23 protein-coding genes are annotated in these 26,296 nt (G+C 70.1%); 13 read left to right on the forward strand and 10 right to left on the reverse strand.

Annotation, left to right across the window (positions count from 1 at the left end):
- Nucleotides 1-385: 385 nt before the first annotated feature.
- Together PUT80_RS10530 and PUT80_RS10535 are read right to left on the reverse strand one after the other, a co-directional pair.
- Nucleotides 386-724, reverse strand: coding sequence for a DUF3140 domain-containing protein (locus PUT80_RS10530; RefSeq protein ID WP_275291771.1), 339 nt, complete (start codon nt 722-724; stop codon nt 386-388).
- A 5-nt stretch (nt 725-729) separates the two neighbouring features.
- A complete protein-coding gene (locus PUT80_RS10535; protein WP_275291772.1) occupies nt 730-1,506 on the reverse strand; it encodes an FCD domain-containing protein in 777 nt (258 codons plus the stop codon).
- 55 nt (nt 1,507-1,561) lie between these two features.
- On the opposite strand from PUT80_RS10535, the gene PUT80_RS10540 reads away from it, so the two are divergent.
- Complete coding sequence (locus tag PUT80_RS10540; RefSeq protein ID WP_275291773.1) at nt 1,562-4,345, forward strand: FAD-binding and (Fe-S)-binding domain-containing protein; 2,784 nt, start codon at nt 1,562-1,564, stop codon at nt 4,343-4,345.
- 9 nt (nt 4,346-4,354) lie between these two features.
- Here PUT80_RS10540 and PUT80_RS10545 read toward each other — a convergent pair whose 3' ends face one another.
- Nucleotides 4,355-5,032 (reverse strand): GntR family transcriptional regulator, encoded by a 678-nt coding sequence (locus PUT80_RS10545; protein ID WP_037819734.1) that lies wholly within the window; start codon nt 5,030-5,032, stop codon nt 4,355-4,357.
- 161 nt (nt 5,033-5,193) lie between these two features.
- On the opposite strand from PUT80_RS10545, the gene PUT80_RS10550 reads away from it, so the two are divergent.
- From PUT80_RS10550 to PUT80_RS10565, 4 genes are all read left to right on the forward strand, one after another.
- Nucleotides 5,194-6,069 (forward strand): MaoC family dehydratase N-terminal domain-containing protein, encoded by an 876-nt coding sequence (locus PUT80_RS10550; protein WP_134666633.1) that lies wholly within the window; start codon nt 5,194-5,196, stop codon nt 6,067-6,069.
- 66 nt (nt 6,070-6,135) lie between these two features.
- Nucleotides 6,136-6,948, forward strand: a complete 813-nt coding sequence (locus tag PUT80_RS10555; protein ID WP_134666631.1) for an enoyl-CoA hydratase/isomerase family protein — start codon at nt 6,136-6,138, stop codon at nt 6,946-6,948.
- A 62-nt stretch (nt 6,949-7,010) separates the two neighbouring features.
- Entirely contained in the window at nt 7,011-8,357 is a 1,347-nt protein-coding gene (locus PUT80_RS10560) for an MFS transporter (protein ID WP_037819739.1), read from the forward strand.
- Nucleotides 8,358-8,371: 14 nt separating this feature from the next.
- A complete protein-coding gene (locus PUT80_RS10565; protein ID WP_275291774.1) occupies nt 8,372-8,713 on the forward strand; it encodes a hypothetical protein in 342 nt (113 codons plus the stop codon).
- Nucleotides 8,714-8,716: 3 nt separating this feature from the next.
- Here PUT80_RS10565 and PUT80_RS10570 read toward each other — a convergent pair whose 3' ends face one another.
- Nucleotides 8,717-9,874, reverse strand: a complete 1,158-nt coding sequence (locus PUT80_RS10570) for a DUF418 domain-containing protein (protein ID WP_275291775.1) — start codon at nt 9,872-9,874, stop codon at nt 8,717-8,719.
- Between the two features lie 155 nt (nt 9,875-10,029).
- Here PUT80_RS10570 and PUT80_RS10575 point away from each other — a divergent pair, with 155 nt between their 5' ends.
- From PUT80_RS10575 to PUT80_RS10590, 4 genes are all read left to right on the forward strand, one after another.
- Nucleotides 10,030-10,563, forward strand: a complete 534-nt coding sequence (locus PUT80_RS10575) for a hypothetical protein (RefSeq protein WP_275291776.1) — start codon at nt 10,030-10,032, stop codon at nt 10,561-10,563.
- Between the two features lie 8 nt (nt 10,564-10,571).
- The gene (gene cseB, locus PUT80_RS10580) at nt 10,572-11,243 is read left to right on the forward strand and encodes a two-component system response regulator CseB (protein WP_275291777.1); all 672 of its coding nucleotides are present in this window, start codon (nt 10,572-10,574) and stop codon (nt 11,241-11,243) included.
- Complete coding sequence (locus PUT80_RS10585; protein WP_275291778.1) at nt 11,240-12,430, forward strand: ATP-binding protein; 1,191 nt, start codon at nt 11,240-11,242, stop codon at nt 12,428-12,430. The genes cseB and PUT80_RS10585 overlap by 4 nt, the downstream gene beginning before the upstream one ends.
- A gap of 575 nt (nt 12,431-13,005) precedes the next feature.
- Nucleotides 13,006-16,272 (forward strand): GH92 family glycosyl hydrolase, encoded by a 3,267-nt coding sequence (locus PUT80_RS10590; RefSeq protein ID WP_343076876.1) that lies wholly within the window; start codon nt 13,006-13,008, stop codon nt 16,270-16,272.
- Between the two features lie 72 nt (nt 16,273-16,344).
- On the opposite strand, the gene PUT80_RS10595 is transcribed toward PUT80_RS10590, so the two are convergent.
- Together PUT80_RS10595 and PUT80_RS10600 are read right to left on the reverse strand one after the other, a co-directional pair.
- Nucleotides 16,345-18,360, reverse strand: coding sequence for a glycosyltransferase (locus PUT80_RS10595; protein ID WP_275291780.1), 2,016 nt, complete (start codon nt 18,358-18,360; stop codon nt 16,345-16,347).
- Nucleotides 18,357-18,977 (reverse strand): DUF998 domain-containing protein, encoded by a 621-nt coding sequence (locus tag PUT80_RS10600; protein ID WP_275291781.1) that lies wholly within the window; start codon nt 18,975-18,977, stop codon nt 18,357-18,359. Before PUT80_RS10600 ends, PUT80_RS10595 begins: the two co-directional genes overlap by 4 nt.
- Before the next feature lie 406 nt (nt 18,978-19,383).
- Between PUT80_RS10600 and PUT80_RS10605 the strand changes: the two genes are divergently transcribed.
- Together PUT80_RS10605 and PUT80_RS10610 are read left to right on the forward strand one after the other, a co-directional pair.
- The gene (locus tag PUT80_RS10605) at nt 19,384-19,953 is read left to right on the forward strand and encodes an OmpA family protein (protein WP_037819754.1); all 570 of its coding nucleotides are present in this window, start codon (nt 19,384-19,386) and stop codon (nt 19,951-19,953) included.
- Nucleotides 19,950-21,122 carry a polysaccharide pyruvyl transferase family protein gene (locus PUT80_RS10610; protein ID WP_275291782.1) on the forward strand — a complete coding sequence of 391 codons (1,173 nt, stop codon included), beginning with the start codon at nt 19,950-19,952 and terminating at the stop codon, nt 21,120-21,122. Before PUT80_RS10605 ends, PUT80_RS10610 begins: the two co-directional genes overlap by 4 nt.
- On the opposite strand, the gene PUT80_RS10615 is transcribed toward PUT80_RS10610, so the two are convergent.
- The 3 genes from PUT80_RS10615 to PUT80_RS10625 form a co-directional block, all read right to left on the reverse strand.
- Nucleotides 21,115-22,005: an MFS transporter gene (locus PUT80_RS10615; protein WP_275291857.1), complete on the reverse strand. Its 891-nt coding sequence runs from the start codon at nt 22,003-22,005 to the stop codon at nt 21,115-21,117. The genes PUT80_RS10610 and PUT80_RS10615 overlap by 8 nt on opposite strands.
- Complete coding sequence (locus PUT80_RS10620; protein ID WP_275291783.1) at nt 21,980-22,432, reverse strand: MFS transporter; 453 nt, start codon at nt 22,430-22,432, stop codon at nt 21,980-21,982. Before PUT80_RS10620 ends, PUT80_RS10615 begins: the two co-directional genes overlap by 26 nt.
- Nucleotides 22,433-22,623: 191 nt before the next feature.
- On the reverse strand, nt 22,624-23,364 hold the full coding sequence (locus PUT80_RS10625; RefSeq protein WP_037819757.1) for an IclR family transcriptional regulator: 741 nt from the start codon (nt 23,362-23,364) through the stop codon (nt 22,624-22,626).
- Nucleotides 23,365-23,491: 127 nt separating this feature from the next.
- Between PUT80_RS10625 and PUT80_RS10630 the strand changes: the two genes are divergently transcribed.
- Both PUT80_RS10630 and PUT80_RS10635 read left to right on the forward strand, forming a co-directional pair.
- Nucleotides 23,492-24,673: an acyl-CoA dehydrogenase family protein gene (locus tag PUT80_RS10630; protein WP_238607106.1), complete on the forward strand. Its 1,182-nt coding sequence runs from the start codon at nt 23,492-23,494 to the stop codon at nt 24,671-24,673.
- Nucleotides 24,673-25,872 (forward strand): CoA transferase, encoded by a 1,200-nt coding sequence (locus PUT80_RS10635; RefSeq protein WP_275291784.1) that lies wholly within the window; start codon nt 24,673-24,675, stop codon nt 25,870-25,872. Before PUT80_RS10630 ends, PUT80_RS10635 begins: the two co-directional genes overlap by 1 nt.
- 17 nt (nt 25,873-25,889) lie before the next feature.
- On the opposite strand, the gene PUT80_RS10640 is transcribed toward PUT80_RS10635, so the two are convergent.
- Complete coding sequence (locus PUT80_RS10640; RefSeq protein ID WP_275291785.1) at nt 25,890-26,279, reverse strand: hypothetical protein; 390 nt, start codon at nt 26,277-26,279, stop codon at nt 25,890-25,892.
- Nucleotides 26,280-26,296: the final 17 nt, after the last annotated feature.

Here is a 26,296-nt window from a genome sequence, read left to right on the forward strand (position 1 = left end):
GGGGAAGAACCCCAGGCCTCGGTGCGTCCCGGGGGCGCACCGAGGCCAGGGGCTCACGCGTGCTGTGCCGGATTTCCCGATGCCGGAGCGGTTCGCGGGCCGGGGCCGCCGGGCAGGGCAGACACGTGCTCCCTGGCCGAAGCCGCTCGCTTCAAGACCGGGCGCAGTCACACCAAACAGCTCAAGACGCCGCGCAGTCACACCAAGCAGCTCAAGACCCAGCGCAGTCACACCAAGCAGCGACTCAGGGGAACCGCTCCCCGATGCCTATCGCCGCCGACACCCGAGCCGACGAACGCCGGGCGGCCCCCCGAAGCCCGGACGGCGAAACCCAGTACCGCAGACACGGTCACGGCACCGCTAACCCCTCAACGGCGGAGCCAAATCAGCTCCGCACCGGCTTCACCGGGTCGTGCCCCAGCGACATCAACCCCTGCCGCCACCCCGCGTCCCCCGCTACGGGTTCCAGGTCGTCGCGGCGCGAGGTGTGCACTCGGTCCACCACGTCGCGCATCACCTCGACGTCGTTGTCGTTCACGTCCGACTTGCGTTTGCCCAGGATCGACAGCACCTTCCGGCCGGTCGCGGGGCCCGCGCGGTCCGGCAGCGGTTCGGTTTCCGGGCCCGCCTCCCGGGTGCGCAGCCAGTCGGCCAGCTCTCGCGAGGTCATGTTCACCACCCGGTGGAATTCCGTCCACAGTTCTTCGTCCACGTGCGTGGCCATTTCGATCACCTCCCGGCGTCGCGAGTCTGGTTACCCGGACGGCGCGCAGGCAAACCCGGCAGCGTCGAGTCCACATAGGACCGCGCGCGGGCGGCGATTCGTGCCAGTGCGGTATGTCCTGGCTCCGGCGTGCCCGACCGGACGCCTTCCGCGATCGCCCGGTGGTCCTCCCACGACCGGGTGAGATCGCCGTGTTCGGCGAGTTCTTCGCGGAGCCGGTCGGCCATCAGGCGGCGCAGCGGGAGGCGGATCGCGAGCATGCTGCGCAGCAGGATCCGGTTGTGCGCGGCCTCCGCCAGCGCGACGTGGAATTCGGCATCCGCTTCCAGGAAACGGTCACGGTCGGTCAGCGCCGCCGCCATCCGGTCGACCAGATCCGTCAAGACCGCCAGCTCGGCGGCGGTCCGGCGGCGGGCGGCCAGTGCGATGATGGTCGCTTCGATCGACTCCCGGGCTTCCACCAGCTCGCGGTACTCGGCTACGTCCGAAGCACCCAGCTGCCACGGCACGAAACTGCTGCTCTCGGGTTCCAGCACGAACGTGCCGACCCCCTGGCGCGTCTCGACCCAGCCGCGCGCCTGCAACGTCCGGACTGCTTCGCGGACGGTCAGCATCGACACCCCGGCCGAGGCGGCGAAGTGACGCAGCGATGGCAGGACGGTTCCGGGAGGCCATTCGCCGCCGAGGATTTTCCGGGTCATCTCCTCGACCAGCGAGTCCACCACGCTCACCCGCCGCACCCGGGCCAGTTCCGGCGGCGGTCCCCTCCGTCCCGAGGTCATCGGGCCAGCGTACGGATTGACGACACTGTTTCAAACACCTAAATTCAGCACTGGGATGCCCACCGAAACTGACCTGCTCGCCGACCTCCGCGCGAACGTGCGCGGCGAGGTGCACGCCGACGTCCGCCGCCGCGCCGAGTACTCCACCGACGCGTCCAATTACCGCGTCGTCCCGCAGGTCGTCGTGATGCCGAGGGACACCGGCGACGTTCTCGCGACTCTCGAAATAGCCCGCCGCCACGGCGTTCCGCTGACCAGTCGCGGCGGGGGCACGTCGGTCGCGGGCAACGCGATCGGGCCGGGCGTGGTGATCGACTTTTCGCGGCATCTCAACCGCATTGTCGACTTGGATCCCCGGGCGCGGACCGCGGTCGTCCAGCCTGGCGTGATCCTCGCCGATCTCCAGCGCGCCGCCGCCCCGCACGGGCTGCGCTTCGGCCCCGACCCGTCCACGCACGCCCGCGCGACGCTCGGCGGCATGATCGGCAACAACGCCTGCGGTCCGCACGCGATCGCGTACGGCCGGACCGCGGACAACGTTCGCGAACTCAGCGTGATCGACGGCATCGGACGCCAGTTCACCGCTGGCCCTTCCGGCGCGGTGCCGGGCCTCACCGAGCTGATCGACACCCGGCTCAGCCTGCTGCGCACCGAGTTCGGCCGGTTCAGTCGGCAGGTGTCCGGCTACTCGCTCGAGCACCTGCTGCCGGAGAACGGCCGGTCGCTCGCCCGCGCGCTGGTCGGCACCGAAGGCACCCTGGCGGTCACGCTGGAAGCGACCGTCGACCTCGTCGACATCTCCCCCGCGCGGCTACTGGTCGTGCTCGGCTACCCGGACATGGCGACCGCCGGCGACGTCGTGCCCGGGCTGCTCCCGCACCGGCCGCTGGCTGTCGAAGGGCTCGACGCGCGGCTGGTCGACCTGGTGCGCAACCACCGCGGCGCCGTGCCCGCGCTCCCGGACGGCGCCGGCTGGCTGATGATCGAGGTCGGCGGCGAGACGGAAGCCGAGGCCCGACACAACGCCGAGCGTCTGGTCAAAGACTCCCAGGCGCTCGACCACGTCGTGCTGGCGCAAGGTGCCGACGCCGCCGCGATGTGGCGGATCCGCGAGGACGGAGCCGGGCTCGCTGGCCGGACCCCGACCGGCGAGCAGGCGTGGCCCGGATGGGAGGACGCCGCGGTCCCGCCCGAACGGCTCGGCGCGTACCTGCGGGATTTCGACGCTCTCCTGGACGAATTCGGCTTCGAAGGACTCCCCTACGGCCACTTCGGCGACGGCTGCGTGCACGTCCGGCTCGGCCTGCCGCTCGAACGCGACCCGTCGGTGTTCCGCGCGTTCATGACCGCCGCCGCGAAACTGGTCGTCGGCTACGGCGGCTCGTTCTCCGGCGAACACGGCGACGGCCGGGCGCGCGGCGAACTGCTGCCGCAGATGTACTCGACCGAAACGATCGAACTGTTCGGCGCGGTCAAGAATCTCTTCGATCCCGGCGATCTGCTCAACCCGGGCGTCGTCGTCCGGCCCCATCCGCTCGACGCCGATCTCCGCCGCCCGCAAGCACATCCGCTCCCGGTCGTCGCGGGCGGATTCTCCTTCGCGCACGACGGCGGCGACTTCACCCGCGCCGTGCACCGGTGCGTCGGAGTCGGGAAATGCCGTGCGGACAACCGGACGGCCGGCGGTTTCATGTGTCCGTCTTATCTCGCCACTCGCGACGAAAAGGACAGCACGCGCGGTCGTGCCCGGGTCTTGCAGGAGGTCGCGAACGGTTCGCTGGTCTCCGGATGGTCGGACGACGCGGTGCACGAATCGCTCGACCTTTGCCTGTCGTGCAAGGCATGCAGCAGCGACTGCCCGGCCGGAGTAGACCTGGCGCAGTACAAATCCGAAGCCCTGCACCGGAAATACCGGAACCGGCTCCGGCCAATCTCGCATTACACCCTGGGCCGGTTGCCGGACTGGATCCGCCTGCTGCACCGAATCCCCGTGCTCGGCCCGCTCGTCGTGAACGCCCTGATGTCGATCCGGCCCGTCGAGAAGGTCCTGTTAGCACTGTCCGGAGTGGACACGCGACGTCGCGCACCGCGGTTCGCCCGTCGTTCGTTCACCCGATCCCGGCGCAGGATCCGCGAGCAGGGGCCGGAAGTGGTGCTGTGGGCGGATTCCTTCTCGGACGGCATGGACACCGAGGTCGCCGAATCCGTCGCGGCGGTGCTCGCCGATGCCGGATACCGTGTGCTCGTCCCGCCGCGGCGTCCGTGTTGCGGGCTGACCTGGATCACCACCGGCCAACTCGACACTGCCCGTCGGAAGCTCCGCGACCTCGTGCACACGCTGCGCCCGTACGCGCAGGCCGGGCTGCCGATCGTCGGCATCGAACCGTCATGCACCGCCGTCCTGCGGTCCGATCTGCTCGACTTGTTCCCCGACGATCCGGACGCCGCAACGGTTTCCGGCGCGGTCACGACGCTCGCCGAACTTCTCGCCAAGACAGAAGGCTGGCAAGCGCCTGATCTGTCCGGCGTCACAGTGGTCGCGCAGCCGCATTGCCACCACCACTCAGTGATGGGCTTCGAGGCCGACCGAGCCCTGCTCACGGCGACCGGCGCGGAACTGCGCACTCTCGCCGGATGCTGCGGTCTGGCCGGGAACTTCGGCATGGAACGCGGCCACTACGACGTTTCCGTTGCCGTCGCGGAGAATGCGCTGCTTCCGGCGCTTCGCGAAAACCCGGACGCCGTGTTCCTCGCCGACGGTTTCTCCTGCCGCACCCAAGCCGATCAGCTGGCCGGCGTGCGTGGTGTCCACTTGGCACAGCTGCTCAAGCGACGCTGACACCCGGGGTCAGCTGTCCCAGAATCCTTGGCGTTCCAGCAAAGCGACCGCGCGCTCGCCGCCGTCCGAGAAGTGCTTCTCCACAATGGACCGTGCCCGCGATGCCGAGCGAGCGCTGAGCGCGTTGAGGATCTTCCGGTGGTCTTCGTGCGCCTTGCCGGGCCAGTCCTCGTGCGCCTCGTAGAACCCATGCGACACCGTTTTCGCCAGGATGCCCAGGATCGAGACCAGCCGGCGGGAATCGGCGGCGTAGTTGATCCTGCGGTGGAACTCGAAGTTCAGCCGTTCCTGTTCGGCCCGGTCCACTCCGGACTCCATCCGGTCCGCGAGATCGTGCAAGGCCTGCAAGCTTTCCGGCGACAGGTTCTTCGCCGCCCGCTCGGCGGCCAGACCGGACACGAGGCCGAACACGCGGTAATGGTCGCGGATGTCGTCGCGCGTCATCCGCGCCACGAACGCGCCTCGCCGGGCGATGTGCTCCACCACGCCCTCGTGGTCGAGCGTGATCAGCGCTTCCCGGATCGGCAGCTTGCTGATGCCGAGCTCGTCCGCCAGCGCCTCCTGGTCGATCTTCTCCCCGGCGCGCAGCTGCCCGGAGAAGACGCGTCGCCGGATCTCGTGCGCGGCCAGCGCTTTCAGGTTCGCCGGGCCGCCGCGGCGCTGTCCCGCGCCCGTGGTGTCGGGCATCGCCTCAGCCTCCCCCTCCGGCGAACGTCTTCCGGATAAAGTATTACATAAGCCCTTCTGCTCGACGCCTCCTCGTCCCTGCTGTTCGAGCGGGTTGCCCGCGGCATTCCTGATAACGTGTTCAGCCGACGGCCCCGCCCGAGACAGGATCCGAGGAACCCATGTCCGAACCGGAAGCCTGGGAACCGTACGACCGCACCACCGAAGAAGTCGTCGAACCCGGTCCGGTCGCCGCGTTGGCCGCGCTGTTCGACAACGGACTCCCCGCGCCGCGCGAAGGCGACGAGCTGCCGCCGCTGTGGCATTGGGTCGCGCTCCCGCGCTGGCCGGTGTCGTCGCGGATCGGCCTCGACGGTCATCCTGTGCGCGACGATTTCCTGCCGCCGGTGGACCTGCCGCGGCGCATGTTCGCCGGCGGCGAGGTCGTCGTCCACCGGACGCCGAAGGTCGGCGAGACAGTGCGCCGACGCTCCATTGTGGACTCTGTCACCGAAAAATCCGGCCGATCCGGGAAATTGGTGATCGTCCAGGTGCGCACGGAACTGTCCGGAATGGACGGAACGCCGTACGTCGAGGAGCGCCAGGACATGCTCCACCGCGAAGTCGGGCCGTCCTCTTCGCCCTCGGTGCCGGAAACCGCCGCCGCATTGGAACCGGCGGGGTCGCCGTTTCGCCGGACCGACGGGCAAACCTGGGAATTCGTCACCGATCCGACGCTGCTCATGCGGTTTTCCGCGGCCACCGCGAACGCACACCGCATCCACTACGACTGGCCGTACGCGACCCGGGTCGAGGGCTATCCCGGCCTGGTCGTGCACGGGCCGCTGATGTCGCTCGCGCTGGCCGAGGTGCTGCGCCTCGACTCCCCTGCCTCGCGGGTCCGCCGGATCAGCCACCGCAACCAGGCGCCGCTGTTCTGCGGCCAGCCCGCGCAACTGCGGGTCAGCCCCAGCACCCGTTCGGTCGCGCTCGACCTGCTCGGCCCGTCCGGCCCGAGCACCAGCCTCGCCGTCGAACTGGACGAGGAAGGCGCCTGATCTGGCGGCGGCGTCCGCACCGATGGCATGGTGGCGCAGGTGTTCCGGACGACGGAGGGAAGCTGAATGAGCCGCTATGCGCAGTTCGAGAACCTGCGGGTCGACGGGCCGGACGAGGACGGCGTCATCGAACTCGTCCTGGACGCGCCGCACCTCAACGCGGTCAGCGATGCCGCGCACGGCGAACTCGCCGACATCTGGCGCGAGTTCGACCGCGATCCGGCGGTGAAGGCCGTCCTGCTGCGCGGCGAGGGCAAGGGGTTCTCCGCGGGCGGATCATTCGACCTGGTCGAGAAGCTGGCGAACGACTTCGAGGCCCGGTCGCGCACCATGCGCGAAGCGCGGGACCTGGTCTACAACGTCATCGACTGCTCCAAGCCGACCGTCTCCGCGATCCACGGCCCGGCCGTCGGCGCGGGCCTGGTCGCCGGGTTGCTGTCGGACATCTCGGTGGTCGCCGCCAACGCCAAGATCATCGACGGCCACACGCGGCTCGGCGTCGCGGCGGGCGACCACGCGGCGGTGTGCTGGCCGCTGCTGTGCGGGATGGCGAAGGCCAAGTACTACCTGATGACCTGCCGTCCGATGACCGGTGCCGAGGCGGAGCGGATCGGGCTCGTGTCGCTCTGTGTCGAAGAAGAGGACGGGCTGCTGCCGACCGCGCGGGAGATCGCGCATGAGCTGGCCAACGGCGCGCCGAACGCGATCCGCTGGACCAAGCAGAGCCTCAACCTCTGGTACCGGCAGCTCGCGGGCGCGATCTTCGACTCCTCGCTGGCACTGGAGTTCTACGGTTTCGCCGGTCCCGAGGTCCGCGAAGGCCTCGCCTCGCACCGCGAACGCCGCAAGCCGGACTTCACCCGGGTGCACGAGTCCTAAGTAGACGGTCGAACGCGGAAACTTCGGCCCGCACCGAACGGTCCCCGCGGCACGATTGCCCGGTGACCGCAACGACCTCCACCCGCAGGCAACGGCTGGCGCTGATCGCGCTGTGCCTCCCGTTTTTCATCGTCCAGCTCGACGCGACCGTGGTGAACGTCGCCGTCGAAGCGATCCGGCGCGATCTCGGCGGCGGGCTGGGCGGTGAACAATGGGTGATCGCCAGCTACACCATCGCGCTGGCCGCGGGCATGCTCACCGCGGGTTCGCTCGGCGACCGTTACGGTGCGCGACGGGTCTGCGTGGCGGGGACCGTCGTGTTCGGCGTCGGGTCCGCCCTGTGTTCGCTGGCCCCGACCCTGCCGGTGCTGATCGTCGCGCGGACGCTGCAGGGCGTCGGCGCGGCCGCGTTGCTGCCGTGTTCGCTCGCGCTGATCGTGCGGCAGTTCCCGGAACCGCGGGCCCGGGCGCACGCGCTCGGCCTGTGGGGCGGCATCGCGGCCATCGGGCTCGCGACCGGCCCGGTGGCGGGCGGCGTGCTGATCGCGCTGGCCGACTGGCGGGCGATTTTCTGGGTCAACGTCCCGTTCGCCGCCCTCGCCATCGTGCTGACCTGCAAGTATGTCGTCGAATCGCCGCCGAGGGAGCGCCGCCTCGATCCGTACGGACTCGTCCTCGGCACCGTCGCCCTGTCCGCGCTCGCCGGCGGGCTGATCCAGGTCGGCCGCTCCAGCTGGGCACTCCCGCTGATCGCCGCCGGGGTGCTGACCGGCATCGCGTTCGTCCTGGCCGAGCGGCGCCGTCGCGATCCGATGCTGCCGCTGGCGATCTTCGCGTCCCGCCCGTTCTCCGCGGCGAGCACCGCCGGGCTGCTCTTCAATTTCTGTCTGTACGGCGCCCTGCTGTGCCTGTCGCTGTATCTGCAGGGGCCGCTGCACCAGTCCGCGTTCGCGACCGGCATGCTGACGCTCCCGCTCACCGTCGCGATCGGCATCGGAGCCACCGCGAGCGGACGGCTCACCGCCCGCTTCGGCGCCCGCGTCCCGATGCTGACCGGGTTCAGCCTGGCCGGACTCGGCGCGATCCTGCTGGCCGCGGCCGATTCCCTGCCGCTGGTGCTGGTCGGCGGCGTGGTGCTGTGCTGCTGCTCGATCGCGATGCCCGCGATGACGTCGGTAGCGATGTCGACGCCGCCCGAGGAGCACACCGGGCTGGCGAGCGGGGTGTTGAACACGGCGCGGCAGACCGGTGGCGCGCTGGGCACCGCGGTGCTGGGCACGCTGCTCACGGCGGGCTCGACGATGTCACTGAGCGTCCCGCTGACGGTGGCCGCGCTCGGTTATGCGGCGGCGGTCGGGTGCACTTTGCTGGCCACCCGCCGACGGGAACTGTCGATGGCTGCCCGCTAATCGTCGGGTTCGTCGTGCTGACCTGGCCCGCGCTTTTGCTGATGTCGCTGGGAAATCCGGTGCTCGCCGTCGTCGGGATGGTGGTGCTGGGCCTGCTGATCGCGGCTTACGACGGAGCCGCGGGGGCGGCGATGGCCGAGCTGTTCCCGCCGCGCATCCGCTCCGGCGCGATCGCGATTCCGTACAACATCGCGGTTTCGCTGTTCGGCGGCACCGCGCCGTACATCGCGACCTGGCTCGTCGCCGCCACCGGGTACAAGCTCTCCCCGGCCTTTTACATCATGCTCGCCGCCGTCATCACCCTCGTCACCGTGCTGCGCGGGATCCGCGAAACCGCCGGACCCCGCGCACGCTGAACCTCACGGCACGAGCAACGTCGCGCGGTGCACCAGCCACTCCAGCGGACCCCGCCGCCGCCAATGCCGCCACGCCACGGAGGCGGCCAGCATCACCGCGACCACCGTCGCCAGGAACACGAAAGAGTACGGCTTCGGCACCAGCTTCAACACCGCGAAATGCGCCGCGTACCAGGTGAAAGCCATCCCGCCGGCCGCGGCGAGCGGCCACAGGGCGCGGCGGCCCAGCGGGCGGTCCAAGGCGATCAGCAGGCCGCCGAGCAGCACCATCGCGACGCCGATCATGAGCACGATGCCGAGCGGGCTGGTGGCGTACAGCGAACCGTCGGTCGGCATCGCCAGGAGCACCTGCCACGGCATTCCGGGCGGCGGGGTCGTCGCGATCGCGTCGGCTCCGCCCAGCGGGTAGGTCGCGATCCACGAACCCAGGATCGACGCGGTGGCGAGCACGAAACCGGTGTACAGCAAGCGGATCCGTACCTGGTGCGCGCGCAGGTCGAGGCGGCCGATCGCCATTCCCGCCAACGCCAGCGGCAGGCCGTACGCGACCTGGAAACCGCCGCCGAACAGCACCATTCCCTTGAAGAACTCGCCCCACTGCTCGGGATGGGCGAAGATCGCGAGGCCGCTCGCGGTCTCAGCACCGGAGCGCAGCCAATCGGAATGGGAATCGAACACCCAGAACGCGTAAAGCGTCACCGCCGGAACGGCGATTCCGGAGAGAACGAACAACGTCCGCGCGCGCAGCCGGGTCAGCGGCAGCAGGAGGAGCAGGAGCACGGCGTAGTACTCGATCATCGACATGCCGTACTCGTCGATCGCCAGGCTGAGCACGAACAGCACCACCGCCCGGATCGCGAGCCTGCCGCGGGCGCGCCACCGTTCGTTCCCGGCGTACGGGGCCGCGCCGCCGGTCATCAACGCCGCGGACAGCCCGAACAGCAGCACGAAGAGGCTCATCGCCCGCGACGACGTCTGCACGTTCAGCCACGTCAGGAACCCGGGAGTCTGGTCGAGCGGGCCGCCGTGCAGCCAGCCGCTGGCGAAGAAATGCTCGATGAACACCCCGACGATCGCCAGCGCGCGCACCGCGTCCACGCCCAGCAGCCGTCCCTTCGGCACCCGGGTCTCCGCCGGGTCCCGCACCGTTTCCGTCCTCATCGGACTCCTCTCTCGTGCCAGTACCCGGCCAAGGTAGGAACGGCGGATCACCGGCCGCCGGGAATCGCGTTGCGGTGGCCCGGAGGAAACCCATCGGTCTGGTAACAGCGCTTCCCGAGCGGCGCGCGGACGGCAAAATGGCTACTGTGCAAGGCATGCGGAGGACAGCGGTCGCGGCGGTTGCGGTGCTGTCGCTCACCGCTTGCTCCGGTGTGGACGGTGTGCGCGTCGCCGGCCCCGCTCCGCCGGCAGCGGCCGCCCCGGCGCCGGCGAACAACCCGCACGGCCCGAGCGTGGACGCGGTCGCCCTGCTGCGCGCGGACCCCACGGTCAGCGCGAGGACGAAGGCAGCGCTGCGACCGTGTCCGCACGGTCCCATCGCCGGGTCGTATCCGGTCAGCACCGCCTATCACGAGCTGACCGGCGAGGTCGACGTCGTGGTGAACGTGTATCCGTGCGGCGCGGTCGGCGCTCCCGGCACCGGCAGCAGCGGCGCGACCGGCGTGCCGGTCAGCGCGTACCTCGGCGGCTATGTCTACACCGTCAACGGGAAACAGCTGTTCAAGCTGGAGAACTCCGGCGCGATGCTGACCGTGCTCGACGGACAGCTGGCGACGATGTCGGCGACCGGGCCGAACAACGGGGTCGCCCGCTACCGCTGGACCGGCAACCGTTTCTCGCCGGAGTGAGAGGGGACATGACGCAGGTACTGCTCGTCGAGGACGACGACGTGATCCGGGAGGCGACGCAGCTCGCCCTCGAACGCGCCGGATTCAGGGTGTCGACGGCCGCGGACGGGCTCGCCGGGCTCGAACAGTTCCGCGCGCAGCCGCCGGACGTGGCGTTGCTCGACGTGATGCTGCCCGGGCTCAACGGCGTCAGCCTGTGCCGCCGCATCCGCGAGGAAAGCCGGGTGCCGGTGCTGATGGTCTCCGCCCGCGACGATTCGGTCGACGTCGTGCTCGGGCTCGAAGCCGGTGCCGACGACTACGTCACCAAACCGTTCGACACCTCGGTGCTGATCGCGCGGATCCAGGCGGTGCTGCGGCGAAGCGGCTGGTCCGGGCCCGAGGAGGACGCGTTCGTCCGCTTCGGCGACCTCGAAATCGACCGCGCCGGGCTGGACGTCCGCCGATCCGGGCAGCCGGTGGACCTGACCCCGACCGAACTGCGGCTGCTGCTGCGCTTCGCCGAATCGCCCGGCACTGTGCTCAGTCGGGACACGCTCCTGGCGAGCGTGTGGGATTACGCGTGGGGCGGCGACACGCGCGTGGTCGACGTCCACGTGCAGCGGCTGCGGGTGAAGATCGGCCAAGAGCGGCTGCAGACCGTGCGGGGCTTCGGATACAAGCTCCGCTCCGAGCCGTGAAACTCTTCCCGGCCACACTTCGGTGGCGGCTGACCGCGGCGGTGACCCTCGTGTCGGCCGCCGTCGCGCTGACGCTGAGTTTGTTGGTGCACCAGCAATTCGCGCGCACGCAAGCCGACCAGGCGCGGCACGCGCAGGACGAATGGATCCAGCTGCTGCTGCGCAATCCCGGTGTCGACGGGCAGCTCGACGATCCGGCCCTGCCCGCCCCCCTGCGCGACGCGGTGCGCGGCGGCAACCGAGCGACCTATTTGGACGGACCGGTTCTGTGGGCAGCCGCCGAAACCGGCGGGCACGTCGTCTCGGTACGGGTCAGCTACGCGGCGCAAACGCAGGCACTGGCCACTTTGGACCGGGAACTGATGGCGGGTTCGGCGGTGGTGACCGTCGCCGGGGCGCTGCTGGGCGTCGTGCTCGGCGCCGGGATGGCGCGTCGGCTGCGGCGGGCCGCCGACGCTGCCCGGGACGTCGCGAACGGCGCTCCGGCCCGGGTGCGCGACGCGATCGGCCCGCGCCCGCGCGACGAAGCCGCCGATCTCGCGCAGGCGGTGGACGCGATGGCGGACGCGTTGCAGGCACGGCTGGCCGCGGAGCAACGGGTCACCGCGGACATCGCGCACGAGCTGCGGACTCCGGTGACCGGCTTGGTGACCGCGGCCGAACTGCTGCCGCCCGGGCGCCCGGCGGAGCTGGTCCGCGACCGGGTCGCCGCGCTGCGGTCGCTGGTGGAGGACGTGCTCGAGGTGGCTCGATTGGACACCGCCGCCGAGCGGGCGGAGCTGGCGGAACTCGATCTGGCGGAGTTCGTCCGGCGGCGGGTGCCGGACGCGGTGGCCCCGGCCGCGGTCCGGGTGCGGACGGATCCCCGGCGGCTGGAGCGGATCCTGGCGAACCTGCTGTCGAACGCGGCCAAGCACGGGGCCCCGCCGGTGACGGTCGAGGTGACGGGCCGGTGCGTGGTGGTCAGCGACCGCGGGCCCGGGTATCCGGAGGTGCTGCTTCGCGAGGGACCCGCGCGGTTCCGGACCGGCGAGGACTCCCGGGGCGGCGGGCACGGGCTGGGGTTGACGATCGCGGTCGCGCAGGCGCGGGTGCTGGGGGCGGAGCTGGAGTTCGGGAACCTGCCGGACGGCGGGGCGCGGGCGGTGCTGCGGCTGCCGGAGTCGACCGCATCGAGCGGTGATTGACGGAGTTCTCCTGCGGCGGGCGACCCGGGGAACCTTCGTGACGGCTGGGCCCGGCGGGGTTCGCGGCGGCCAGGCTCGCTGAACGTTCGCGGCGGGCAGGCCCGGCAGGGTTCGCGGCAGCCGGGACCGGCGAGCGTTCGTGGCGGCTGGGCCCGCCGGGGTTCGCGGCGGCCAGGCCCGGCGAACGTCCGTGAGGGCCACCCTCCGGGAATCTGATTCCGTGAGGGTTCCCCTCACGAACACCGGCGGGGAGCGGAAGTTGTCCGGGCGGCTCTCACGAACACCGGCGGGAGCGCAAGCCGTCAGGGCGGCCCTCACGAACACCGGCGGGAACGGAAGCCGTGAAGGGGCCCCTCACGAACACCGGCGGGAGCGCAAGCCGTCAGGGCGGCCCTCACGAACACCGGCGGGAGCAAAGCCGTGAGGGTGGCCCTCACGAACCCTGCGGGGAGCGGAAGCTGTCCGGTTGTCGGCCTTCTCAAACCCCCTCCAGGATGACAAGCTGCTCACCAGCCGGTCGTCTCCGCACCGGTTCGCATGATGACAACGTTGTCAGCCCTGGAGGTAGCGCGTCCATGTGGTCGCAGAAGAGACGGGTGACCGCGGTCGCGGCGGCGGGCTTCGTGGTCGCCGGGCTGCTGTCCGGCACGGCCGCCACCGCCGGCGCGGCGACGGCGGATCCGGTGTCGCTCGTCAATCCGTTCGTCGGCACGCAGAACTTCGGCAACACCTTCCCCGGAGCCAGCGCGCCCTTCGGCATGGTCCAGGTCAGCCCCGACACCGGCGGCCAAGGCGGGTACGACTACCAGCAGAACTCGATCTACGGCTTCAGCCAAACCCACCTCTCCGGCGTCGGCTGCGGCGTGATGGGCGAGCTGCCGGTCATGCCGACCACGGGCGCCGTCGATTCCGTGGACAAGAACGCCTACAAATCCGAGTACAGCCACGACGACGAGAAGGCCGAACCCGGCTACTACCGCGTCGGGCTGAAGAAGTACGGCGTCAACGCCGAGCTCACCGCCACCCCGCGCACCGGCTGGCAGCGCTACACCTTCCCGTCGACCGGCCAGGCGAACGTGCTGTTCAACACCGGCCAGGCGAACCAGTCGGTGAAGGATTCCGAGATCCACGTCGTCGGCGACCGGACCCTCGAGGGTCGCGTGCGCGCGGGCGGCTTCTGCGCCGGGCACGACGAGCACACTGTCTACTTCACCGCCACGTTCGACCGTCCTTTCGCCTCCTACGGCACCTGGCGCGGCACCACCCGCACCGCGGGCAGCCGCGACGCCGCGGGCACCGGCGGCAATGGCGCGTGGGTCAGCTTCGACGCCACCGCTGACCACGATGTCGTCCTGAAGGTCGGGCTCTCCTACACCGGTCTCGCCGGCGCGCGGGACAACCTCGCGAAGGAAACCAGCGACAGCTACGACTTCGACGCCACCCGCGCCGCATTGCGCAAGCAGTGGGCGGACCGGCTCGGCGCGATCAAGATCAGCGGCGGTAGCACCGAACGGCAGAGCGCTTTCTACACCTCGCTGTATCACGCGCAACTGCACCCGAACCTCGCTGGCGACATCAGCGGCGACTACGCCGGTTTCGACGGCAAGGTCCATCACGCCAACGGCTACACGCCGTACCAGAACTTCTCCCTCTGGGACACTTATCGCCCGCAGAACCAGCTGCTCGAAATGCTGGAACCGCAGGTGGCGCGCGACGTCGCGCTGTCCGTGCTGGCGATCGGCCACGACGGCGGCTGGCTGCCGAGATGGGCGCTGGCGGGCAGCGAAACCAACATCATGACCGGCGACCCCGTGACGCCGTTCCTTGTCGAAGCCTGGTCGAAGGGCCTGCTGGCCGGGCACGAGGACGAGGCGTACGCACTGCTCAAAAAGAACGCGACCAGCACGCCGCCCGCCGATTCGCCGTACAACGGGCGTTCCGGCGTCAATTTCTACAACGACCGCGGCTACATCCCGAGCGGCCTCACCCTCGGCAAGGACTGCGCGGCCAAGGGCGGCGACAACGACTGCGAGCATCCGACGTCGGCGACCATGGAGTACTCCGCCGCCGACGCCGCGCTCGCGTTGATGGCCAAGGGTCTGGGCCACCAGGCCGACGCGCGCATGTTCGCCGACCGCGGCCAGTGGTACCGCAACGTCTGGAACGCCGCGGACAAGCAGTTCCGGCCGCGCACCACCGACGGCACCTGGCTCACGCCGTACAACCCGGTCGACGCCGACCACCAGTTCCACGAAGGCGGCGCCTACCAGTACCAATGGCTGGTCCCGCAGGATCCGGCCGGGCTCGCCGACCTGATGGGCGGCAAGCAGGCGACCGAAAAGCGGCTCGACTCCTTCTTCGCCTACGACAACCTGCTCAAGGACCCGGCGGGCACCGCGCGCAAGGACTGGATCGCCAGCCCGTACGACTACTACGCCAAGGCCACCTACAACCCCAACAATGAGCCCGACCTGCTTTCCCCGTACATGTACAACTGGGTCGGCGCGCCGGCGAAGACCGCGACCGTCGTCCGCGCGGCGATGACGCTGTTCACCACCGGACCGGACGGCATGACCGGCAACGACGACCTTGGCACGATGTCCGCCTGGTACGTCTTCTCCTCGCTCGGCCTCTACCCGACGATGAGCGGCGCGAACTTCCTCGCGGTGTCCAGTCCGCAGTTCGAATCGGCGACCGTCCGGATCGGACAGTACGAGAACAAGCAAGGCGGCACGCTCACCGTCACCGCGCCGGGCGCGAGCGACGCGAACCGTTACGTGCAAAGCGTTTCGCTCAACGGGCGGGACGTCCGGCAGACCTGGCTCGACTGGTCCGCGGTCGCGCACGGCGGCAACCTCGCCTATCAGGTCGGCTCGACGCCGTCCCGCTGGGGCACGCAGCCGGGCACGGAACCGCCGTCGGTCAACAAATCCGCCGGGGATCTGCGTCGGCACGTGGACGCGACGCTGCGGCCGAGTTCGGTAGTGCTGCCTCAGCAATCTTCAGCGCAGACTGTCCACTTGAACCTGGACGTGCTCGGCCAGAACCCCGGAGCACAGCCGGTCTTCGTGACCTCGTCGGCACCGTCCGGCTGGCGAGTGCAGACCGACCGGTTGCAGTTGCTGTGGTCTTTCCGGCTGCCGACGCAGAAGACCGCACCGGTCACGGTGACCGTTCCGGCGAACACGCCAGTCGGCACGTATTCGGTGCAGCTCAAGGCATCCGGACCGGGCGCGAATACCGTCACCCGCACCGCGAGCATCGAGGTCCGGGAACCGACGGTGTGCGCGTCGACGTCCGGGACCCAGTGCGCGGTCGATCTCGGCCACGACCGCAATCACGACGGAACCGCGACCGTCGCGGCGTCCACCGAGGGCAACTTCGACGGCAGCGGCTGGAGTTACGACGCTGACCTGATGCCGCGAGCCGGAACCTTCGTCCACAATGGAGTCACCTACGCGGCGGCCGATCCCACTGGCACCGCGGCGAACTTCGTGGAAGCACGCGGGCAATCACTGCTGCTGCCCGCCGGGAAGCACCAGGCGGTGCAGCTGATCGGCTCGTCGCACAACGGTCCGGTGTCCACTTCGCTGACCGTGCACTACAGCGACGGATCCAGCGCGGATCTCCCGGTGACGTTCGGCGACTGGGCCGGTTCGACGCCGTCCGGCACGACCGTCGTGCTCGACATGCCGCACCGGATCAAGGCGGGCAGCGGGGTCGACGGCCCGCCGGTGCGGCTGTTCGGCATCGCCTCCACAGTGGACAGTGCCAAGACTGTCCAGTCGGTGAGCCTGCCGAACGACCCGCGCGTCCAGCTCTACGCCATCACCCTGGCCTGAGCCCGGCCGGGTTCGCCGGATCCCTCCCCTTAGTCCGGCGAACCCGGCCATCCCCCCGTTCCCCCAGAAGTCTCAGGCAGCCGCGGGCACTGCCGCGACCCGGCCCATCGCCTCCGCGTAGCACGCCTCGAACGAATCCAAAGTGGACTCCAGCGCGTGCCCGGCGATCATCTTGCCGCTCGCCGCCCCCATCCGCGCCAGCGTCGCCGGGTCGGCGACCACCGCGTGCAGCCGCTCGGCCAGCTCCCCCACGTTGCCCGGTTCGAACAGCCAGCCGTTGTAGCCCGGACGGCACAGGTGCGGCAGCGCCATCGCGTCCGCGACCACCACCGGCTTCCCCGCCGCCATCGCCTCCATCGTCGCGAGGCTCTGCAGTTCGGCGACGCCCGGCATGCAGAAGAGATCCGCGGCCGCGTAGGCGTCCAGCAAGTCCTCTTCGGACACAAAACCGCGGAACCGCACCCGGTCGGCGATCCCGAGTTCGCCAGTCAGCTTTTCCCAGTCCGCGCGGCAAGAACCGTCGCCGACGATCTCCGCACGCAGGCCAGGCACGAGCGCGACCGCGCGCAACAGCTCGTCGACACGCTTCTCTTCGTCGAGCCGTCCGACGAACAACACCGTCGGATCGTCGGCTGTCCGCGAAACCGTGCGCAACCGGTAGCGGTCGATGTCGATGCCGCATGACACCGGGATCGCTCGCTCCGGGAAACCGTTGTCGTGCAACAGTTCCACTGCACGCGGGGTCGGGGCGGTAACCACGCGGGCTGTCGAGAACACGCGCGTCAAGTCACGCCACGCCCACCGCGAAGCCGCGCCGCGCAGCCACGTCGGCACTCGCACGTGGCCGAACAGGTTTTCCGGCATGAAGTGGTTCGTCGCCACCCCGGGAATGCCCATCGCGGCGGCGTGCTTCAGCACGTACCTTCCGACCACGAAATGCGCCTGGACGTGCACGAGGTCGGGCTGCAACTCCTCCAGCAGCGCAGCCACGTCCTTGCTCACCTCCCAGGGCAGGCCGATCCGGAAGGTGCGGTGGAACGGGGTGCGGTGCGACCGGACCCGGTGCACCACGACGTCGCCGTCCCTTTCGGTGCGCGCCGGGCCCTCCGGGTCGACGCTGATCACGTGGACCTCGTGGCCGCGGCCGGCGAGACCGGTGGACAGCCGGTACGCGAACTGCGCCGCGCCGTTGACGTCCGGAGGATAGGTCTCGGCGGCGACCACGATGCGCAAAGGCAGGTCGTCGTTCACTGGGTGCTCCGATCTGGTGGAATGGACAGAAGAAGAACTGCCGCGGCTCAGAACGGCGACGCCGCCGACCGCCAGCACCGCCGCGGTGAGCGCGACCGCGGTCGCCGCGGTGTCGAGGTGGGTGGCTTCGCCGAGCACCCCGGCGCCGAGACCCACTGCGACCAGCGGATCCACGACGGTCAGGCACGCGACGGCGAGGTGCGGCGGACCGCATCGGTAGGACAACTGCACGAGCCAGCCGCCGACCAGCAACGCCGTCACCATCGCGGCGACGGACACCGCGGTGCCGAATTCGACGGTCCCCTCGCGGATTTCGAGGGAAACCGCGCGCATCAGCACCGAAACGAAGCCGTAGGCGGCGCCGCCGGCCGCGCCGAAACACAGTCCGCGGACCGACGGCCGCGAGACGATCGCGCCGATCAGCGTCAGCAGCGCCACGCCCCCCAGCACCAGCAACGCCGCCCGCGTTTGCGCGTCGGCGCCGACCTCGGTGCTCGTGGTGCTGCCCGCGGCGACGGTCACGAACGTCCCGACGCCGAGCATGGTGACCGCGACCGCGGGCAAATCCCGCCGCCGCCGGTCGAGAATCGCGGTGATCGCGACGGCGATGACCCCGACCGGCTGCACGACGGTCAGCGGAGCCATCCCCAGCGCGACCGCGTGCACGCCCGCGCCCGAACCGAGCAGGGCCAGCCCGCCGAGCCAGCGCGGCGCGCGGATCAGCTCCCCGATCCGCGGGCGGCCGGGCAGCCCGGTGACCACACCGTGCTGCAGAAGTGCGCCAGCGGAAAAGAAAACGGCACCGAGCACGGCGAGCGCGATGGCGAGGATCGTCATGAGTCCACCTCGGTCCGGGCCGTCGCGGCGACCGCGAAAAGCTGTGCGTAGAGCAGGGCGTACAGCACGCGCTCGAACAACCCCAGAAATTCGGGTACGGACTGCTCCAGCAACGGCGCGTGGGCCAGCAGAAAGGCGAGCGAAGCGGCACCGGAGGCCAGCGAAAGCCAGCGCACCGCCGTCGCTTCCGGCCGGCGGCGTGCCAGCAACCATCCCGCCAGCGGCAGGCACACGAACATCGCCGCGCCGGCATACCGGTGCACCGCACCGGAAAACGACGTCTCCACGCCGGTCGGATCGGTCGGGAAGAACGTCGCGACGACCAATCCGGCCGCCCACAACGCGATCAGCACCGATTCCGGACTGCGCTTCGGCAACCCCTGCTTGAGCAACGCGTGCCGGACCAGCAACGACGCACCGGCCAGCCCGAGCGAGGCCGCCGCCAGCAGCACCGCTCCCCCTGGCGGGAAGACGTAATCGCTGATGACGTCGCGGACCGGGTCGATCGTGCTCGCCGCCACCAGGTGCAACAGGAGAATCGGCACCAGCGAGAAAGCCAACGCGCCGGCAGGGATCGCGGGCGCCGCCGCCTTGGCCTTCCGCGTTATGAGGGTCACATCGATCAGCATGCTGGCGGCCGTGACTGCCCGGCATCGGGGAACACCCTGAGATGCACCCCGGGAATCCGCGGCGCACCCCGGGGACTTTCGCCCCTTGCCCGGACCGGAACGCGCCTCCGGTTCGCCGTCGGCACAGCCGGACAAATTGCCCCAAGGCGCGCTGAATAGGGCGTTATACAGCTGCCCCGCGCGTCGCGATCTTACTGTCCTTTGTGGACTTCCCGGGTCCCTCACCCGGGTGGATGTCAGTTTCCGCGGGCGAGGCCGCGAGCCGCCGCCCCTGCCCTGCTGACGGGGCGAAACCGCGCGGTGGCTTGGCGCGTTCGCCGGGTGCGTCCCGGTTGCCGCTGTCCTGGCCCCGTGTTCAGATCCCGGCGAACCCAGCCGAAGGAGCGCAATTCTCATGCAGAGGGCACTCGTCAAGGCGGTCGTCGGGGCCGCAGCCGTCGTCGCGCTGGTCAGCGCGTGCGGGTCGGGCGGATCGAACGACTCGTCCGGATCCGGAGCGTCCGGGCAGAACACCGCCCAGTCCAGCGGAGCCGCACAGCCCAGCGGAGCCAACCAGTCCGGCGACGCCGGGCAGAACGGCGCGTCCGGCCAGAACGGAGCCCCCGGGCAGAACGCCGGCGGCCCGGCCGCGCAGGCGGTCACCGCCGCGATCCAGCAGGCCTCGCAGGCCTCGCCGATCAAGTTCGAGCCGGAGAAGGCGGAATTGACCGCCAAGGCCAAGGAAGGCCTCGCCGCGATCGCGAAAGCCATGCAGGGCAACGATGTCAAGCTGAAGGTCGAGACCCACGCCGGCTACCCGGACGCGGACAAGGCCAAGAAGCTGTCCGAGGAGCGCGCGCAGGCGATCTCGACCGCGCTCGAGGGCGACGGCGTGGCCAAGGACCGCATCCAGGCCGAGCCGAGCGGAAGCGAGAAGGCACAGGGCGACCAGGCGTTGGACACGCAGCTCAGCGTCGCTTCGTGACTCCTGCCCCGTCCCCCCGCCGGCATTACCTGGTCGGGCCGAGCGGCTATCCGAACTTCGGCGACGAACTGATCGCCACGGCTTGGATCCGCCGCTTGGCCCGCACCGAGCCGGACGCGGAAGTCTGGCTCGACACGCATTCGCCGGGTCCCGCACAGCATTTGTTCGGCGACCTGCATCCGCGTTTGCGCTGCACGGACACCTTGTGGCGGCTGTGCGGCGAAGCGCCGTCGGACGATCCGTGGGAAGTCGCGTCCTGGGTGCGGTCCGCGGTGCACGACCCCGGTCGCGCGCCGCGCTGGGACGCGGGGATCGAACTGCTCGGCAAGCTCGACGTCGTGCATCTGATCGGCGGCGGTTACGTCAACGCGCTGTGGCCCCGGCACCTGGGACTGGTCGCCGGGGCCGCCGCGGCCGCGCAGCGTTCCGGAGCCCGTTCGGCGATGACCGGACAGGGTTTCGTCCCCTTCCCGCCCGGCGCGGCTGTATTGTTGCGCGCGCTTGCCGAGCGTTTCGACGTCGTGGACGTCCGCGACGATCCGTCCGCCGAACTCCTGCACGGCGTCGCGGGTGTCGAGCGGTCCTGCGACGACGCTTTCCTTGCGCCGCAACCGCCGACGACGCCCACCACGCGCGAGTTCGTCCTGTGCATGCAGTCGGACATCGGCACCGAGCGACCGTCGGCGCTCGCCGCGCAGGTGCTCGGCCTGGTGCGCGAGTGGCGGCTGCCGCCGGGCGAACTCGCTGTGGTGGAAGGGATTCCTCGCGTCGACCGCGAGGTTTTCGCGTTGCTGGAACACGAACTGCCCGGTGCGGAGTTCCACCCGTTCCGCGACGTGTGGCACCGCGGTCTCCCGCTCGCGCCCGGCCAGACCTGGATCTCCAGCCGATTCCATCTGCATCTGGTCGCCGCCGCGGCGGGCGCGACCGGCGTGGCAGTCGACGTTTCGCCGGAGTACTACACCACGAAACACCAAAGCCTCATCGAACTCGGCTCCGGATGGACACTCGTCCCAGCCGGTGCCGAGAAACCACCGGAACGCCCTTCCGGCAACGGTTTCCCGGCACACGTACTGCACCACTGCGCGAACCTTAAACGCTCAGTCGCCGAAGCCGTCTACGGTCCGGAACTGCCCAAGACCCGCACCCGATGGCCGCGGCTCAGTTGAGTTTGCTGCGGCTCTGATCGGCGAGCGCGCCGAGGCCGATGCACAACGCGCCCGCGATGAACAGCAGCGAGACACCCCAGGTCGCGTGCGTCGCGGAGGCTTCCACGATCGCCAGCGCGGCCAGCGGCGCCAGCCCGCCGGACACCGCTCCCCCGACCTCGCGGCCGGTGCCCAGCCCGGTCGAGCGGACCTCGGCCGGGAACTGCTTGGCCAGGAACGCTCCTTGCGCCGACAGCATCGCCGGGACCACGATGCCGGTCGCCAGCACGAGGCCGAGCCAGATGAACCAGCTGCTTCCGGTGTCGAGCAGCCAGAAGAACGGAAACGCCAGCAATCCCGTCGCGACCCCGCCCGCGACCACGACCTTCTTCGCCCCGATCCGGTCGCTGATCCACCCGGCGATCGGCACCGTCACGATCGCCGTCGCGCTCGCGATGCTGATCCCCAACGCGCCGATATTCGCCGGCACACCACGGAAATTCGTCAGGTAGGCGAGCGAGAACGTCTTGAACACGTAGCTGACGCCGTTGTAGCCGATGGTGATCACCATGACCACCGCGAGCGCGCGCCAGTCGCTGCGGAACAGCTTCACCAACGGCCGGTTCGCCCAGCCGCGCGGCCGGTTTTTCTTGCTGCGCACCAGGTTCTCGAACTCCGGAGTTTCCGGCACCCGGCGGCGCACCCACAGTCCGACGCCGACGAGCAGGAAGCTGGCCAGGAACGGGATCCGCCAGCCGAACCCGTGCAGGAACTCCTTGTCCAAAGTGGTCAGACCGGCGACGGCCAGGGAGGAGACGAGCAACCCGACGTTCACGCCCAGCGCGGGCCACGAACCTTGCCGCCCGCGTTTGCGCGGATCAGCGTGCTCGTAGGCGACTGCGATCGCGCCGCCGAATTCCGCCCCCGGCGCCGAGTCCTTGCAGCAGCCGCAGCACCACGAGCAGCACCGGCGCGAGAAGCCCGGCGCTCGCGTAACTGGGCAATAATCCAATGCCTGCCGAGGAAACGCCCATCAGCACGAAGGTCCACGACAGCACTTTCTTGCGCCCGATCCGGTCGCCGAGCGCACCGAACACGATGCCGCCGATCGGACGGGCCAGGAATCCGACCGCGAAGGTCGCGACCGAGGCCATCGTCGCGGCGGCGTCGTTGCCGGGCGGGAAGAACACGTGGCCGAACACCAGCGCGGCCATCGACGCGTAGAGATAGAAATCGAACCACTCGAGCGCGGAGCCGACGACCACCGCGACCCCGACTCCGCGCGGGGCTTTCCGGGTCGTTCCGACGCTGTCGTCCACAACACTGGGCATGGTCCTGCTCTCCGGAACTGGGGCACAGGCGAGCGGAAGCCAGCCGGCGCGCGCCGTTGCGTGCGTATTTGGGAACGCTTGATGCGTATATCCGGATGCTAAGAGGCCGCAGGGGCGGCGGTCAAGGGGATGAATCGGGGGTCGTGCGTGTTGATCACGGTTCTAGCCGCGCCCAACACGCACACGGTGAGTCAGCCCTGGCGGGCGGCTTCCCAGCGCTTCACGACCGCTGCGGTGATACCGGCGAGCGCGTCGCCGATCTCCGGCAGACGGCCGGAAATCCGCGTGGTCGGCCCCGCGACCGCGATCGCCGCGACGACCTCTCCGTCGACCAGGATCGGCCGCGCCGCCGCGCTCACGTCGGGCAGGGTTTCGCCGCGGTTGAGCGCGACGCCCTCGGCGCGGACGGTGTCGAGTTCGTCCATCGCGGCCCGCACGCGCTCGGCATCCGGGAGCACTGACTTCAGGTACGCCTCGCGTCGGCGCGCCGACCAGTACGCGAGGACGATCTTGCCCGCGCTCGGCGGATACAGCGGCCGCCGCGTGCGCAGCGGTGCCGAGTAGCGGATCGGCTGCTCGGACTCGACCGCGTCCACGTAGATCAGCGAATCCCCGACTTCGGCGCCGAGCATCACGGTCTCGCCGAACCGGCGGCGGAGCTCCTCCAGGGCGGGCCGGGCCGCGGTCGCGATGCCGGGCAGGCCGCCGGTGAGCAGGTTCCCCAGCGCCGGGCCGAGCCGGTAGGCGCCGTCGGCCTCGACCAGGTAGCCGGTCGACACCAAGCCTTTGACCAGGCCGAACACCGAGGATTTGGGCGCGTCGAGAGCGACCGACAGCTCGTGCAGCCGCATCCCCGGCTGCCGCGCGACGCACTCGAGGATGCTGGTGACGCGGCCGACCGTCCGGTGCGCCTTGGCGCTCGACTCGGTCATGACAGCCTCCCCTGCGTTCGTAGATACGAACCTTATCGCGCCGCCCGCCCGGAACGGCGCTTGACCCGAGCCGCGCGCCGCCTTACGTTGGACGTATATCCGAACTTAGCGTTCTCATATACGCACGATGGAGAGCAGCACTGTGGACTTCCAGCTGAGCCAAGACCAGGAGGACATCCGGCGCGCCGTGCGCGAGCTGGCCGCCCGGTTCCCCGACGAGTACTGGGCCGAACGCGACGAACGGGCCGAGTTCCCGCGCGAGTTCTACGACGCGTTCGCCTCCGCGGGCTGGCTCGGCATGGCGATCCCGGAGCAGTACGGCGGCGGCGGGCTCGGCATCCTCGAAGCCGCACTGCTGCTGGAGGAAGTGGCCGCGTCCGGAGCCGGGATGAACGGGTGCAGCACGATGCACCTGACGATCTTCGGGCTGAACACGATCGTCAAGCACGGCAGCGAGGAAATGCGCCGGGAGATCCTGCCCGGCGCGGTCGACGGTTCGCTGCACGTCTGCTTCGGCGTGACCGAACCGGACGCGGGCACCGACACCACGCGCATCTCCACCTTCGCCCGCCGCGACGGCGATTCCTACGTGGTGCACGGCCGGAAGGTCTGGATCACCAAGGCGGGCCAGTCGCAGAAGATGGTGCTGATCGCCCGCACCACGCCGCGCGAGGAGGTGGAGAAGCCGACCGACGGCATGTCCCTGTTCGTCGTGGACATCGAGTCCGACGCGGTGCAGCTGCGCGCGATCCCCAAGCTCGGCCGCAACGCGGTGTCCTCCTACGAGGTGCTGATCGACGGGCTGCGGGTGCCGGAATCGGCGCGCGTCGGCGAGGAGGGCAAGGGGTTCCGGTACCTGCTCGACGGGCTCAACCCGGAACGCATCCTGCTCGCCCACGAGGCGCTCGGCATCGGCCGCGCCGCCCTGCGCCGCGCGGTTCGCTACGCCGGGGAACGGCAGGTGTTCGGCCGTCCGATCGGGCAGAACCAGGGGCTGGCGTTCCCGCTGGCCGAGGCCGCGACCAGGCTCGACGCGGCGGAGCTGATGGCGCGCAACGCAGCCTGGCGCTACGACCGCGGTCTGCCCGCCGGCAAGGAGGCGAACATGGCGAAATGGCTGTGCGCGGACGCCGGGTTCCAGGCCGCCGACCAGGCGATCCAGACCCACGGCGGGATGGGCTACGCGCGGGAGTACCACGTCGAGCGCTACTTCCGCGAGGCGCGGCTGCTGCGGCTCGCGCCGATCAGCCAGGAAATGGTGCTGAACTACGTGTCCCAGCACGTGCTCGGGCTGCCGAGGTCGTACTGATGGGCGCGCTCGACGGGCTGCGGGTGCTGGACCTGTCGCGGGTGCTGGCCGGGCCGTACTGCACGCAGATGCTGGCCGACCACGGGGCCGAGGTGATCAAGGTCGAATCGCCCGCCGGGGACGAGACACGGGGCTGGGGTCCGCCGTTCCTGTCCGAAGGGACCAGCGCGTACTACGCGAATCTCAACCGGGGCAAGAAGAACATCGTGCTCGATCTGTCCGGCCCGGACGGTCGTTCGCTGCTCGGCACCCTGCTCGCGGGCGCCGACGTGGTGGTGGAGAACTTCAAGGCGGGCACGCTCGCGCGCTGGGGCTGGCCGGACGAGACGATCCGGGCGGAGTATCCGGCGCTGATCCACTGCCGCATCACCGGGTTCGGCACGGACGGACCGCTCGGCGGGCTGCCCGGGTACGACGCGGTGTTGCAGGCCTATGGCGGGCTGATGAGCGTGAACGGCGAGGCCGACGGGCCGCCGTTGCGGATCGGCGTGCCGGTGGTCGACGTGGTGACCGGGGTGCTCGGGTTTTCCGGGATCCTGCTGGCACTGCACGAGCGGGCGCGGTCCGGGCTCGGGCAGCTGGTGGATTGTTCGTTGCTGGACACGGTGATCAGCTTGCTGCATCCGCATTCCGCGGCGTGGCTCGCGGATGGTGCGGTGCCGCAGCGGACTGGGTCGGCACATCCGTCGATCGCGCCTTACGAGACTTTCTCGACGGCGGACGGGCTGTTCTTTGTGGGCGCGGGGAATGACCGGCAGTTCGCGGCGTTGGTCGACGTGCTCGGCGCGCCTGGGCTGGCTTCCGATCCGCGGTTTGCTTCGAATGCCGACCGGGTCAGCAATGTCGGCGAGCTGCGAGCTGAGCTGAGCGTCCTGATTGGACAGTACAAACGGGACTCCTTGACGGAGTTGTTGCTGGCGAAGGGAGTCCCGGCTTCGCCGGTGCACGATATCGCGGAGGCGATGAACGCGCCGCAGGTACGGCACCGGGAAATGGTCGTGGAACGGGACGGGTATCGCGGGGTCGGGGTGCCGGTGAAACTCGGCCGTACGCCGGGGTGTGCCGCGGAATCGCCACGGCCGCCGGGGGCGGATACCCGGGAGGTGCTTGCCGCGGCGGGGCTGTCCGCAGAAGAAGTCGATGACGCGCTCTCCACCGGTGCGGCGCATACGCAGCTCGGGCCGCAGGGGTCTGGCTGAGTGGTGGCAGTTCGGCTTCACCCTCGATGCCAGGGCTGGGCTTTGAGCCAGGTCAGGTACTCGTCGAAGATGGCCGCTGTCCCGCGGGGCTGAGCCTGCTTCTCGAAGAACTCGTCCAGCAGCGAGAAGAGCAGGTCGTTCGCGGTGTCCCGGCCCGCACCGGCGGCTTCGTCGCGCCAGCCCTCGGTGCGGTCCGGGAAGGCGAGGTGCAGGACCAGCGCAGGCCAGGTGAGGTTGTCGCCGTCGCCGACGCGCGGGACGAGCGACTCCCGGAAGCCGGTGAGCAGCTGCCCGCCGTTGCCGGTGTCGACGCCGAGCAGGAACGTGCAGTAGTCGTGATAACTGCCGTCCAGCCCGTGAAGCCCCGGGTATCGGCGGATCTCGCCGAACAGTTTCCGGTAGTCCATGGTCCGCCCAGGCTAGT

The sequence above is a fragment of the Amycolatopsis sp. La24 genome, assembly GCF_029087445.1.
Lineage (GTDB): Bacteria > Actinomycetota > Actinomycetes > Mycobacteriales > Pseudonocardiaceae > Amycolatopsis > Amycolatopsis nivea.

Excerpts from the sequence above, each read along its gene's own strand:
- PUT80_RS10530 (WP_275291771.1), bottom strand. The coding sequence starts at position 724 with ATGGCCACGCACGTGGACGAAGAACTGTGGACGGAATTCCACCGGGTG.
- PUT80_RS10535 (WP_275291772.1), bottom strand. The coding sequence starts at position 1,506 with ATGACCTCGGGACGGAGGGGACCGCCGCCGGAACTGGCCCGGGTGCGG.
- PUT80_RS10540 (WP_275291773.1), top strand. The coding sequence starts at position 1,562 with ATGCCCACCGAAACTGACCTGCTCGCCGACCTCCGCGCGAACGTGCGC.
- PUT80_RS10545 (WP_037819734.1), bottom strand. The coding sequence starts at position 5,032 with ATGCCCGACACCACGGGCGCGGGACAGCGCCGCGGCGGCCCGGCGAAC.
- PUT80_RS10550 (WP_134666633.1), top strand. The coding sequence starts at position 5,194 with ATGTCCGAACCGGAAGCCTGGGAACCGTACGACCGCACCACCGAAGAA.
- PUT80_RS10555 (WP_134666631.1), top strand. The coding sequence starts at position 6,136 with ATGAGCCGCTATGCGCAGTTCGAGAACCTGCGGGTCGACGGGCCGGAC.
- PUT80_RS10570 (WP_275291775.1), bottom strand. The coding sequence starts at position 9,874 with ATGAGGACGGAAACGGTGCGGGACCCGGCGGAGACCCGGGTGCCGAAG.
- PUT80_RS10575 (WP_275291776.1), top strand. The coding sequence starts at position 10,030 with ATGCGGAGGACAGCGGTCGCGGCGGTTGCGGTGCTGTCGCTCACCGCT.
- cseB (WP_275291777.1), top strand. The coding sequence starts at position 10,572 with ATGACGCAGGTACTGCTCGTCGAGGACGACGACGTGATCCGGGAGGCG.
- PUT80_RS10590 (WP_343076876.1), top strand. The coding sequence starts at position 13,006 with ATGTGGTCGCAGAAGAGACGGGTGACCGCGGTCGCGGCGGCGGGCTTC.
- PUT80_RS10595 (WP_275291780.1), bottom strand. The coding sequence starts at position 18,360 with ATGACGATCCTCGCCATCGCGCTCGCCGTGCTCGGTGCCGTTTTCTTT.
- PUT80_RS10605 (WP_037819754.1), top strand. The coding sequence starts at position 19,384 with ATGCAGAGGGCACTCGTCAAGGCGGTCGTCGGGGCCGCAGCCGTCGTC.
- PUT80_RS10620 (WP_275291783.1), bottom strand. The coding sequence starts at position 22,432 with ATGCCCAGTGTTGTGGACGACAGCGTCGGAACGACCCGGAAAGCCCCG.
- PUT80_RS10625 (WP_037819757.1), bottom strand. The coding sequence starts at position 23,364 with ATGACCGAGTCGAGCGCCAAGGCGCACCGGACGGTCGGCCGCGTCACC.
- PUT80_RS10630 (WP_238607106.1), top strand. The coding sequence starts at position 23,492 with ATGGAGAGCAGCACTGTGGACTTCCAGCTGAGCCAAGACCAGGAGGAC.
- PUT80_RS10635 (WP_275291784.1), top strand. The coding sequence starts at position 24,673 with ATGGGCGCGCTCGACGGGCTGCGGGTGCTGGACCTGTCGCGGGTGCTG.
- PUT80_RS10640 (WP_275291785.1), bottom strand. The coding sequence starts at position 26,279 with ATGGACTACCGGAAACTGTTCGGCGAGATCCGCCGATACCCGGGGCTT.